Genomic DNA, 12,136 nt, shown 5'->3' with positions numbered 1-12,136 from the left:
AAAACGTTAATAGAGTAATCTTGCGCGAATAGTGCCTTCAATCGCTTTTAACTTATTAAGCATATCTGCACTATGCGGTGTTTCAACATCAATCACAACATAGCCAATCGCAGGATCTGTCTGCAAGTACTGCGCAGCAATATTCACATTCGCTTCAACGAAGATCTGGTTGATTTTATTTAGAATACCTGGGCGGTTTTCATGAATATGGAGTAAACGGGTTGTACCTGCGTGTTCCGGCAGAGAAACTTCTGGGAAATTGACCGCAGACAATGTTGAGCCATTATCAGAATATTTCACAAATTTACTCGCTACCTCAGTGCCGATATTGGCTTGGGCTTCGGCGGTTGAGCCACCAATATGCGGTGTAAGAATAACGTGATCAAATTGGCAAAGTGGAGAGTTAAAAGGATCATGAGCAGAAGCCGGTTCTTCAGGGAATACATCTAATGCTGCTCCACGCAGTTTGCCATGAGAAAGCGTTTCTACTAATGCATCTAAATCAACCACAGTACCTCGAGCGGCATTAATCAAAACAGCATCATCTTTCATCTGAGCTAAGCGTTCGGCATTGATCAGGTTTTTGGTGGTTGCATTTTCTGGCACATGTAGTGAGACTGCATCACTGATACTGAGCAATTCTTCTAGGCTATCGACTTGCTGTGCATTGCCTAAAGGGAGCTTTGTTTCAATATCATAGAAATAAACTTGCATACCAACCGATTCAGCTAAGATGCCGAGCTGAGTACCGATATGCCCATAACCAATAATCCCAAGTTTTTTGCCGCGTACCTCATTTGAGCCACTGGCTGATTTATTCCACACACCTCGGTGTACTTCAGCATTAGCCTTTGGCACTTGGCGCATTAACACAATGATTTCACCCAATACTAATTCAGCAACAGAGCGCGTGTTCGAGAATGGCGCATTAAAGACAGGAATGCCTAACGCTTTTGCTGCTTCAAGATCGACTTGATTCGTACCAATACAAAAGCAACCAATAGCAATAAGCTTATCTGCTTGTGCTAAAATTTCTTTTGTTAAATGGGTGCGAGATCGAATACCAACAAAATGCGCATCTTTAATCGCCGCAATTAATTCGGCATCATCTAACGCTTTTTTATGGTAATCAATATTGCTATAGCCAGCCGCTTTTAGGCTATCTACCGCATTTTGGTGTACACCTTCTAGCAGTACAAACTTAATTTTGCTTTTGTCGAGAGAGAGTTTAGTCATTGTGTTTGCTTCCTATATCTGTGAGGTTATTCGATAATTTTTGCCCCATCTGGTGTGCCAACGATAGTAACATTTGCATAACGTTGCGCAAAAATCCCATTAGTTACGACACCAGCAATATTGTTGAGCGTATGTTCCATTTTTAACGGCTCTATAATTTTAAAATTATGCACATCTAAAATAACATTACCGTTATCGGTCACTACGCCTTCGCGATACTCAGGGTTACCACCTAATGCGACAATCTGGCGAGCAACATAAGAACGAGCCATTGGAATGACTTCAACGGGGAGCGGGAATGTAGAGCCTAACACATCGACTTGTTTTGAGCTATCCACTATACAGATGAATTTTTTTGCCAGTGAACTCACAATTTTTTCACGTGTGAGTGCTGCACCGCCTCCTTTAATCATATAGCCTTGTGGCGTAATTTCGTCTGCACCATCAATATACACATCCAGCGAGCTCACTTCATTCGCGCTAAATACTTCAATCCCTTGAGCTCGGAGTAATTCCTCCGAATTTTTAGATGCAGCAACGGCCCCTTTGATTTGATCAGACATTTCGCCCAGTGCTTCAATAAAGCAGTTTACGGTAGAACCACTACCTACGCCAACGATCGTATCAGGTTGTACAAACTGTAATGCCGCACGCGCAGCAATTTTTTTCATTTCAAGTTGATCCATTTTCATTTCCTCTAAAAAAATCAAGCGGTGCATTTTGCAAAATTTTCTGCAAAATGCACCGCTTGTTATCAGTTGCGTTTTACCGCATCCACAATTTCTTCTGCACTGCGTTGGGCTAGTTCGCCATCTTCGCATTCTACCATTACGCGAATTAATGGCTCAGTACCTGATTTACGCAGTAGAATGCGCCCTTTGCCGGCTAAACGTTCTTCAACCGCTTTTGCTACCGCTTTAACCTCATCGCTTTCTAGAGGATTTTCACCACCCTCGAAGCGAACATTCAATAATACTTGTGGGAAAAGCGGCACCGCTTTGGCAAGCTCATTTAGACTTAACTTATGTGCCGCCATTGCGCCTAATACTTCTAATGAAGCAATAATTCCATCGCCAGTGGTATTTTTATCTAGCACGATGATATGTCCTGAATTTTCACCGCCCAATTTCCAGCCTTTTTCTTTTAATAATTCCAATACATAACGGTCACCAACATTGGCGCGCGCAAATGGAATAGCCAGTTGTTTGAGCGCAATTTCTAGGCTCATATTGCTCATCAATGTCCCGACAACACCACCTTGTAATTTACCTGCACGCAAGGCTTCGCGTGCAATAATAAACAGGATTTGGTCACCATCGACTTTATTACCTAAATGATCGACCATAATCAAGCGGTCACCATCGCCATCATAAGCTAAACCAACATCTGCTCCCGCTTCAAGCACAACTTTTTGTAAGGCTTGAATATCGGTTGCGCCACATTTTTCATTAATATTTAGGCCATCTGGGCGAGTACCAATCTCAATGACTTCTGCGCCTAATTCACGCATAACACTTGGAGCGATATGGTAGGTTGCGCCATTTGCACAGTCCACTACGATTTTCATGCCTTCCAAGCTTAAATGTGCAGGGAAAGTACTTTTACAGAATTCAATATAGCGACCAGCAGCATCGTTAATTCGGCTTGCTTTCCCTAGCTCGGCTGATTCAACACAATCCATTGGTTGCTCAAGCAGGGCTTCAATCGCTTCTTCTACTTCATCGGGTAACTTTTCACCCTTTGCAGAGAAAAATTTGATGCCGTTATCGTAGTAGGGGTTATGAGAAGCGGAAATTACAATCCCGGCCTCTGCTCGGAATGTCCGAGTCAAATAGGCTACAGCCGGTGTTGGCATCGGACCGGTAAATGCTGCGGATAAGCCAGCAGCAGCAAGACCTGCTTCTAATGCAGACTCCAACATATAACCAGAAATACGAGTATCTTTACCGATCAATACTTTTTTTGAGCCTTGAGTCGCGAGGATTTTTCCTGCTGCCCAACCGAGTTTTAATGCAAATTCTGGAGTAATGGGGAATTTGCCGACTTTGCCGCGTACACCATCGGTGCCGAAGTATTTGCGTTCAGCCATACGATAAATCCTTATAATAAACATAAAAATTAACGCTATCTTAACTTTTCTTGCTAAGTATTGCCAGTTTAAAGCTTGCAAGCGGGCGAAATCTCAGGAAATTTTGCGAAATTTTGTCCCCTGCCATAGCCAAAACCAAGGAAAACTGCTAAGTTAGCAGCATGTTGAAAACTATTCGTATTTTGCAGGTTGAGTAAAATGTTGTTTGCGATTTTGACGATTCTGGTCTATCTAATTGCTTTGCATTTTGGGGTGCTAGCAGGGATTGCGCCTGTACATAAACATATAGAAAAAAGCAAAGTGAGCAGCAGATTTAATTTAAACATGGTGGTAATCGCAGGTAGCCTAGCGACTTTGTTGCACTTAGTCGATCTGTCCCACCTTTTTATCGCTCAGAATGGGCAAAATTTCACATTAGCTAATGTAGCATCTCTGATTAGCGTGATTATGAGTTTACTGGCGACAATAGCGTTGCCGCGCTGGAAAACGATCTGGTTTCCGGTATCGATTATTTATGCCTTAGGCATTGTGAGCGTTGCTGTATCAAGCTTTGTGGAAGGCAGTGTAATAAAGCAGCTTACCGAAGATAAAGGTTTGTTGTTCCATTTAGCGATGGCGCTATTTTCTTATGCACTGTTTTTTATTGCACTGCTTTATGCATTTCAGCTTAAATGGTTGGATCGCAAATTAAAAGCTAAACAATTTTCACCAGATTTGCCGGCATTAATGACCGTTTCCCGCCATTTCTTTAATTTAACATTAGTTGCCCAGATTTTGCTGACTTTGGCATTAATCACAGGCATGATTTATCTGCATAATTTCTTTGCAAATGAGCATATCCATAAAGCGATTTTCTCCTCTATCGCTTGGTTAGTCTATGCGATCTTGCTATTAGGACAATGGAAACTGCATTGGCGAGGAAATCGGGTGCTTATTTATTCACTTTCAGGTATGATATTGCTCACATTTGCTTATTTTGCGAGCAGAATGGTGTAAGGTAACAAATTGTAGGGGCGAATAGTTATTCGCCCTTGTCGTTTCATATTGTGCTTTACGGTGATTAACTTATAAAGGATTTTTAATTTTGGACAGTATTCCCTTGAGCAGTTTATTTATTGCTCTGGCTATTCTTCTTTTTCTTTCTGCCTTTTTTTCTAGCTCAGAAACAGGGCTGATGTCTTTAAACCGCTACAAAATGCGCAATCTTGCCAAGCAAGGTAATCGTGGGGCCAAGCAAGCAGAAAAGCTACTTGAGAAAACTGATATTTTGCTTAGTCTCATTTTAATTTGTAATAACTTGGTTAATATTGCTGCCTCAGCTATTGCAACCATGATTGGTATGCAACTTTCAGGAGAAGCTGGTGTAGCGATTGCTACCGGATTGCTTACCTTTGTGATGTTAGTATTTGCCGAAATTCTGCCGAAAACAATTGCCGCAATTTATCCTGAAAAAGTTGGCTTTTTTGCCAGCTATATCCTTACTCCGCTTAAAAAATTGTTACTCCCTGTCGTATTTCTGATGAATTTAATCATCAGTGGGCTCATGAAATTACTGCATATCCGCCGTTCTGAACAAGCAGGTTTAAGCCCTGAAGAGCTACGTAGTGCGGTGCTAGAAGCGGGTAAATATATTCCAAGTTCGCACCAGGAAATGCTGGTTTCCATTTTAGATATGGAAAAAGTGACGGTTGATGACATTATGGTCCCCCGAAACGATATTGGCGGCATTGATATTGATGATGATTGGAAAGCAATTATGCGACAGCTCACCGGAGCTGCGCACGCACGGGTTGTGATCTACAAAGGCAATATGGATAAAAACATTCTTGGAATGTTACGAGTGCGTGAAGCCTTCCGACTAATGCTTGAACGTAATGAATTTACCAAAGAGCAGCTAATTCGTGCGGTTGATGAAGTTTATTTTATCCCTGAAGGCACACCATTGAACACGCAGCTTATTAATTTTAAAGAGAATAAAGAACGTATTGGCTTGGTAGTGGATGAATATGGCGACATTAAAGGACTCATTACGCTTGAAGATATTTTAGAAGAGATTGTGGGGGAATTTACCACCTCTACAGCACCAACGCTTGAAGAAGAAGTTAAACCACAATCTGATGGTTCAGTACTGATCGAAGGTTCAGCAAACTTACGAGATCTGAATAAATTATTTGACTGGAATTTGCCATTAGATGAGGTCCGTACTTTTAATGGATTAATTTTAGAGCATTTGGAAAAAATCCCCGATGAAGATACGCAATTCATGCTATTAAACCTAAAAGTCACTGTTTTAGAAGTGGCGGATAATATGGTGAAATTAGCGCGAGTTGAACCAATGTTAGAGGTTGTTGAGCATTCGCATTGATTAGGAAAAAGCGCAATTCATTTTGAGTTGAAACATCAATGTGTCTGAGCGCAAATCATATTTTATCTCCCCTTATCACAAAGGGGGGATTCTCTTTTGTAAAATTCTCATCGGATCAGACCGCTTGTTACCATTCTTTTTTTGCCGTTCTGACTGCTTTCAGGTAAAATCTACGGTTATTTTCTATCGTAAACACAGAAATCAATGACTAGCCAACTCTCTCTCGAACAAATTGCGATGCTTGCTCAAAGTGATATGCAAGCAGTCGATCACGCCATTCTTGCCCAACTGAATTCTGAAGTGGTGCTGATTAATCAGCTAGGGCATTATATTATTGCGGGTGGTGGCAAACGTATTCGTCCGTTAATTGCTGTGCTTGCGGCAAGAGCTTTGGGATATCAAGGGCAAGATCATATTACATCAGCAGCGTTTATTGAGTTTGTACATACTGCAACTCTTCTACACGATGATGTGGTTGATGAATCGGATAAACGTCGTGGGCGTGATACCGCAAATGCGGTATTTGGTAATGCAGCAAGCGTACTCGTCGGCGATTTTATCTACACTCGTGCTTTCCAAATGATGGCAAGTTTGCAATCCCTTGCAATGCTGAAAGTCATGTCAGATGCGACCAATGTGATTTCGGAAGGTGAAGTACAGCAATTGATGAATGTCAATGATCCGAATACCACTGAAGAAAACTATATGATGGTGATCTACTGTAAGACTGCTCGCCTATTTGAGGCGGCAACACAATGTGCAGCGATTGTAGCAAATGCTAATGAAAACCAAATTGAAGCAATGAAAATGTATGGGCGCTATCTCGGTACCGCATTCCAGCTAGTTGATGATGTGTTAGATTATTCTGCCAATGCGGAGAAATTGGGTAAAAACGTGGGTGATGATTGGGTAGAAGGTAAGCCAACATTGCCATTGCTACATGCAATGCGACATGGCACGGAAAGCCAAGCAGAATTGATTCGCTACGCCATTGAAAACGGTGGTGAACGTGAAAAAATTGGCGAAGTGTTAGCGATTATGGCAGAAAATAAATCGCTTGATTACGCCATGCAAAAGGCTCGTGAAGAAGCCCAAAAAGCAGTGGATTGCTTAAAAGATTTACCTGAAAGTGATTATAAACAAGCCTTGATCTCGCTGGCATATTTGTCGGTTGATCGTTCTTATTAATCTGCTAAATTGAATTATTTGTAGGGGCGAATGATATTCACCCCAAATAAAAATGGATATTGGGCGAATGACATTCGCCCCTATAATAAAAATGACTGAACAAAATCAACAACCCATTGAACATATTCAAAGTGTGCGAGCAAGACGCCGTGCACAAAATCAAAAAAAAGATCCTAATGCCCCTTTTGTGCGTCCAAAATTAGAATTACCAAATGGGCATAACAAATTACTGCTTCACTCTTGCTGTGCACCTTGCTCAGGTGAAGTGATGGAAGCCATTCATGCATCAGGGATTGAATTTACGATTTATTTCTATAATCCGAATATCCACCCACTGAAAGAGTATCTAATCCGCAAGGAAGAAAATATTCGCTTTGCTGAAAAGTGGGGTATTCCGTTTATTGATTTAGATGATGACTACGAAAACGACCGCAAAGAGTGGTTTAAAAAAGCCAAAGGTATGGAATGGGAACCTGAACGTGGTATCCGCTGCACAATGTGCTTTGATATGCGTTTTGAAAAAGCAGCGGAATATGCCCATAACAATGGTTTTCCAGTCTTTACCAGTTGTTTAGGGATTTCTCGTTGGAAAGATATGAATCAAATTAACGACTGTGGACATCGTGCAGCTGCCAAATATGATGATGTAGTTTATTGGGACTACAATTGGCGCAAAGGCGGCGGATCGCAGCGTATGATTGAAATCAGTAAGCGAGAGCGTTTCTATCAACAAGAGTATTGTGGTTGCGTATATTCATTGCGTGATACTAATAAATGGCGGTTAGAAACAGGGCGTGAGCGGATTGAAATTGGGAAACTTTATTATTCACCAGATTAAACAGAGAACCACAAACGGTGGTTTTTAATCTATTTTTTGCAAAATACATTGTAGGGGCGTACTGCGTACGCCCGTGGACGCAAGCATTGCGTCCCTACATATGAACATCATTCATATTCAAATTTAAAAAGGAAAAAACAATGTCAAAATTCGCGATGGTTTTCCCAGGGCAAGGCTCACAAGCGGTTGGTATGCTTGCAGATCTTGCTCCTCTTTATCCAGTGGTAGAAGAAACCTTCCAACAAGCAAGCCAAGTGCTTGGCTATGATTTATGGGATTTAGTGCAAAATGGTACGGCTGAAGATTTAGGTCAAACTCATCGTACTCAACCCGCGCTCCTTGCGGCAAGTGTTGCATTATTTCGCATTTGGCAACAGAAATTCCCTGAACAAAAACCGTCTGTAATGGCAGGGCATAGCTTAGGTGAATATTCAGCTCTGGTTTGTGCTGGTGTATTGGATTTCCAAGATGCAATTAAATTAGTGGAATTGCGTGGTAACGCAATGCAAGAAGCTGTGCCAGCAGGTAGTGGTGCAATGTATGCCATTATCGGTTTAGATAATGAGGGTATTATCAAAGCCTGTGAACAAGCGGCAAGTGAAACAGGTGAAGTAGTTTCAGCGGTAAACTTCAACTCACCGGGGCAAGTGGTCATTGCTGGCACGAAAACGGCAGCAGAACGTGCAGGTGCATTATGTAAAGAAGCTGGAGCAAAACGTGCATTACCATTGGCGGTAAGCGTACCTTCACACTGTGCATTAATGAAACCAGCAGCAGATAAACTCGCTGAGGCGTTAGTTTCTTTAACATTAAATGCACCACAAATCCCTGTTATTAATAATGTGGATGTGCAAGAAGAAACGAATCCTGCAAATATCCGCTTAGCCTTAGTTCGCCAACTTTACAGCCCTGTGCGTTGGACAGAAACAGTAGAAAAAATGGCGGAAGAAGGCATTACAACGTTATATGAAATCGGGCCGGGTAAAGTATTAACCGGTTTAACTTCTCGTATTATGAAAGAATTAAATGCGAAAGCGGTGAATGATGTGGCTTCATTTGACGCAGTAGAATTTTAATACGGGCTAATGCCCATTGTTTAATGAACATTGTAGGGGCGTATTGCATGCGCCTACGGACGTACGCAGTATAACCCTGCAATTTTATCAAAATAGGAAAGAAAAAATGCAAAATAAAATCGCATTAGTAACAGGCGCAACACGTGGTATTGGGAAAGCGATTGCTGAAGAATTAATCGCGAAAGGTGCTTTTGTTATCGGCACCGCAACCAGCGAAAAAGGCGCAGAATCTATCTCTGCCTATTTAGGCGAAAAAGGTAAAGGTTTGGTACTTAACGTAACCGATGAAACCTCTATTGAGCAAGCATTAAAAGCCATCAAAGAACAGTTTGGCGACATTGATATTTTAGTTAATAACGCAGGGATTACGCGTGATAATCTGTTAATGCGAATGAAAGATGATGAGTGGTTTGACATTATGCAAACTAACTTAACTTCCGTTTATCGCCTATCAAAAGCGGTAATGCGTTCAATGATGAAAAAACGCTTCGGCCGTATTATATCTATTGGTTCAGTGGTTGGTTCTATGGGCAATCCAGGACAAGCGAACTACTGTGCGGCAAAAGCAGGTGTGATCGGCTTTTCTAAATCACTTGCCAAAGAGGTGGCAAGTCGTGGTATTACGGTAAATGTTGTAGCTCCGGGTTTTATTGCCACTGATATGACGGATGAGCTAAACGAAGAACAACGGAATGTGATTTTAAGCCAAATTCCATCTGGTGAATTAGGTTCTCCGTCTGATATTGCCAAAGCTGTCGCTTTCTTAGCATCTGAAGATGCCCGTTATATCAACGGTGAAACGCTACATGTTAATGGCGGCTTATACATGAGCTAGATAATTTTGAAGAGGTCGGATTTTGTAAAATATAACTAAAATCCGACCGCTTGTTTTTTTAGGTTTTACCTATTTTGAGTTTGCGGATAGTGTTTATCCGAAAGGATAACGTGTTTTACATTATGGAGAAGTGTGTATGACCAAAAATACATTTGTGGTCGGCTTTATGCTATTTGCCATTTTCTTTGGAGCGGGTAACTTAATCTTTCCTCCAAAACTTGGTTTGGACAGTGGCGTGGAATTTTTACCATCCATTATTGGCTTTGTAGCAACTGGTGTTGGTTTGCCGTTGTTGGGGATTGCTGTGAGCGGGTATTATCAAGGTGGCTATAAAGAAGCCTTGAGTCAGAATGTGCACCCTTATTTCTCACTGATTTTTTTAATGGTGATCTATCTCACAATTGGGCCTTTTTTTGCTATTCCGCGCACGGGCGCAACGGCTTATCAAATGGCAATCTTACCATTTAGCGGCGAGAGTAATGCCGTATCGTTATTTTTATTCACCTTAGTTTATTATCTCATTGCCGTATGGTTTAGTTTAAATCCATCTAAAGTGGTGGCGCGTATTGGTTCAATTTTAACCCCTGTACTATTAATTGCGATTCTTGCTTTAGTGGTTAAAGCATTCTTTTTGTTAGATGGTGATAATCTACAGCAAGCTAGTCAATTAGAATCACCGTTTTTTAATGGCATTGTTGAAGGCTACCTGACTATGGATGCGCTTGCTTCTATCACTTTCTCTGTTATTGTGATTAAAGCGATTAAGGCACGGGGTAATCATGGCAGTGCATTATTAAAGCAAACTGCAATTGCAGGGATTATTGCCGCGGTAGCGTTAGGAGCAATTTATATCGCTTTAGCTTGGATTGGTAATCGCTATCCAATTAGTGCGGAGACTTTAGGCGAGTTAAATGCAAAAGGACAAAATATTGGTACATTTATTTTAAATAGTGTGGCAAGCGATACCTTTGGCGATTTTGGACGCTCATTATTAGGGATTATTGTAACACTCGCGTGTTTAACCACTTCAATTGGGTTGATCGTGACTACAAGTGAATACTTCCATGAGGTATTTCCGAAAATTCGCTACCGCGTGTATGTGTTAATATTTTCACTGATTAGCTTTATCATCGCTAACCAAGGGCTTGATTTTGTGATTTCAAAATCAGTGCCTGTGCTTTTAGTGTTATATCCTATTGCAATTACTGTCATTTTCTTAATGTTGATCAACATCTTTATTAAATTATCGCCAATCGCACAGCGTTTACCGCTCGCTTTGGTCACCATTGTTGCGATTTTATCGGTTTCAGGTGTAGAAATGATGAATAGCCTACCGCTGAAAGATATTTCAATGGAATGGTTACCTTTCGCTGGCGCTGGCTTTTTAGTGGGCTACTTGCTCTCTAAGTGCCGCGTTTTATCTCAGGAGTCATAATGTCAGAACCCGTTGAGCAAGCTGCTGCCGAGCTAGATTTACAGGCAGAGGCCGTAAAAATTATCGAAACGGTTGAAAATAGTAGTTTAGAAAGTATTCTGCAAGAATGGATTATTCCTTATGGTACTAAGCTGCTTTTAGCTATCGCTATTTTTTTCATCGGCAGATATATTGCACGTTTTGTTAGCCGTTTACTCGGTAAGGCAGTTTTAGCCTCTAGTAAAGATGAAATGTTGCAAAGCTTTGTCACTTCTATCAGTTATTTCTTATTTTTACTGATTACGGTCATTGCTGCACTTTCGCAGCTTGGCATCAACACTAGTTCATTAGTGGCATTGATTGGTGCAGCGGGTTTAGCGATCGGGTTGGCATTACAAAACTCTATGCAGAATTTTGCTGCTGGTGTCATGATCCTTATTTTCAAACCTTTTAAAAAAGGTGATTTTATTGAAGCCGCAGATGTCGCGGGCAAAGTTGAGCAAATGGGATTATTGATGTTAGAGCTACGCACTAATGATAATAAAACTATCTTGGTGCCGAATGGCAAAGTGTTTGCCGATAGTATCACAAACTATTCGCGTAATGAGATTCGCCGTATTGATTTTATTTTTGATATTAGCTATGACTCGGATATTGCTCAAGCGAAACAAATTATTGAACGTGTTTTTGCTGAAGATGAAAATGTCTTGGATTATCCTGAAGCGAGTGTTGCTGTTGGTGCATTAGCTTCTAGCAGCGTACAATTATTTGCCCGCCCTTGGGTGAGAACAAATCAGTATGTGCCGACACAGTTTGCTTTACTTGAAAAAGTAAAATTAGAGTTTGATAAAGCAGGGATTAGTATTCCATATAACCAGCTGGATTTACATTTGCCTGATAACCAGTCGATTAAAATTGAAACGCGACCTTAAGTTCACAAGCGGTCAAAAAAGCGGAATTTTTTGCAAATTCCGCTTTTGTTTTTCATGAAAAACCCTACTTTTTACCTTTCTATTCCTTGTTGAAAATGCCATAATACAGCGTTTTTCTGTCTTTCAGAACGGGCAACCGTCTTTGCAAAAAATAGGCAGAAAG

11 protein-coding genes are annotated in these 12,136 nt (G+C 41.1%); 8 read left to right on the top strand and 3 right to left on the bottom strand.

What is annotated here, in order from left to right:
- Positions 1–6 precede the first annotated feature (6 nt).
- From serA to glmM, 3 genes are all read right to left on the bottom strand, one after another.
- Positions 7–1,236: a phosphoglycerate dehydrogenase gene (serA, locus tag F542_RS08975; RefSeq protein ID WP_015431802.1), complete on the bottom strand. Its 1,230-nt coding sequence runs from the start codon at positions 1,234–1,236 to the stop codon at positions 7–9.
- A gap of 26 nt (positions 1,237–1,262) precedes the next feature.
- Positions 1,263–1,922: a ribose-5-phosphate isomerase RpiA gene (gene rpiA / locus F542_RS08970; protein WP_025267363.1), complete on the bottom strand. Its 660-nt coding sequence runs from the start codon at positions 1,920–1,922 to the stop codon at positions 1,263–1,265.
- Positions 1,923–1,990: 68 nt separating this feature from the next.
- Positions 1,991–3,325, bottom strand: a complete 1,335-nt coding sequence (gene glmM / locus F542_RS08965; protein WP_015431804.1) for a phosphoglucosamine mutase — start codon at positions 3,323–3,325, stop codon at positions 1,991–1,993.
- Positions 3,326–3,523: 198 nt separating this feature from the next.
- Between glmM and F542_RS08960 the strand changes: the two genes are divergently transcribed.
- From F542_RS08960 to F542_RS08925, 8 genes are all read left to right on the top strand, one after another.
- Entirely contained in the window at positions 3,524–4,321 is a 798-nt protein-coding gene (locus F542_RS08960) for a cytochrome C assembly family protein (RefSeq protein ID WP_015431805.1), read from the top strand.
- 88 nt (positions 4,322–4,409) lie between these two features.
- Complete coding sequence (locus tag F542_RS08955) at positions 4,410–5,690, top strand: HlyC/CorC family transporter (RefSeq protein WP_015431806.1); 1,281 nt, start codon at positions 4,410–4,412, stop codon at positions 5,688–5,690.
- A gap of 204 nt (positions 5,691–5,894) precedes the next feature.
- Positions 5,895–6,878 (top strand): octaprenyl diphosphate synthase, encoded by a 984-nt coding sequence (gene ispB, locus F542_RS08950; RefSeq protein ID WP_015431807.1) that lies wholly within the window; start codon positions 5,895–5,897, stop codon positions 6,876–6,878.
- 91 nt (positions 6,879–6,969) lie between these two features.
- Positions 6,970–7,716 (top strand): epoxyqueuosine reductase QueH, encoded by a 747-nt coding sequence (locus tag F542_RS08945; RefSeq protein ID WP_025267361.1) that lies wholly within the window; start codon positions 6,970–6,972, stop codon positions 7,714–7,716.
- 140 nt (positions 7,717–7,856) lie between these two features.
- Positions 7,857–8,792, top strand: a complete 936-nt coding sequence (fabD, locus tag F542_RS08940; RefSeq protein WP_025267360.1) for an ACP S-malonyltransferase — start codon at positions 7,857–7,859, stop codon at positions 8,790–8,792.
- Positions 8,793–8,898: 106 nt separating this feature from the next.
- On the top strand, positions 8,899–9,627 hold the full coding sequence (gene fabG, locus F542_RS08935) for a 3-oxoacyl-ACP reductase FabG (RefSeq protein WP_025267359.1): 729 nt from the start codon (positions 8,899–8,901) through the stop codon (positions 9,625–9,627).
- A 136-nt stretch (positions 9,628–9,763) separates the two neighbouring features.
- On the top strand, positions 9,764–11,062 hold the full coding sequence (gene brnQ, locus F542_RS08930) for a branched-chain amino acid transport system II carrier protein (RefSeq protein WP_015431811.1): 1,299 nt from the start codon (positions 9,764–9,766) through the stop codon (positions 11,060–11,062).
- Positions 11,059–11,973, top strand: a complete 915-nt coding sequence (locus F542_RS08925; protein WP_025267358.1) for a mechanosensitive ion channel family protein — start codon at positions 11,059–11,061, stop codon at positions 11,971–11,973. The genes brnQ and F542_RS08925 overlap by 4 nt, the downstream gene beginning before the upstream one ends.
- Positions 11,974–12,136: the final 163 nt, after the last annotated feature.

Source organism: Bibersteinia trehalosi USDA-ARS-USMARC-188 (assembly GCF_000521725.1).
GTDB classification, from domain to species: Bacteria; Pseudomonadota; Gammaproteobacteria; order Enterobacterales; family Pasteurellaceae; genus Bibersteinia; species Bibersteinia trehalosi.
Note: the sequence above shows the minus strand (reverse complement) of the source record. Positions and strands in the feature narration are given on the sequence as shown.

Coding starts and splice junctions, on each gene's coding strand:
- serA (WP_015431802.1), bottom strand. CDS start 1,236: ATGACTAAACTCTCTCTCGACAAAAGCAAAATTAAGTTTGTACTGCTA.
- rpiA (WP_025267363.1), bottom strand. CDS start 1,922: ATGGATCAACTTGAAATGAAAAAAATTGCTGCGCGTGCGGCATTACAG.
- glmM (WP_015431804.1), bottom strand. CDS start 3,325: ATGGCTGAACGCAAATACTTCGGCACCGATGGTGTACGCGGCAAAGTC.
- F542_RS08960 (WP_015431805.1), top strand. CDS start 3,524: ATGTTGTTTGCGATTTTGACGATTCTGGTCTATCTAATTGCTTTGCAT.
- ispB (WP_015431807.1), top strand. CDS start 5,895: ATGACTAGCCAACTCTCTCTCGAACAAATTGCGATGCTTGCTCAAAGT.
- F542_RS08945 (WP_025267361.1), top strand. CDS start 6,970: ATGACTGAACAAAATCAACAACCCATTGAACATATTCAAAGTGTGCGA.
- fabD (WP_025267360.1), top strand. CDS start 7,857: ATGTCAAAATTCGCGATGGTTTTCCCAGGGCAAGGCTCACAAGCGGTT.
- fabG (WP_025267359.1), top strand. CDS start 8,899: ATGCAAAATAAAATCGCATTAGTAACAGGCGCAACACGTGGTATTGGG.
- brnQ (WP_015431811.1), top strand. CDS start 9,764: ATGACCAAAAATACATTTGTGGTCGGCTTTATGCTATTTGCCATTTTC.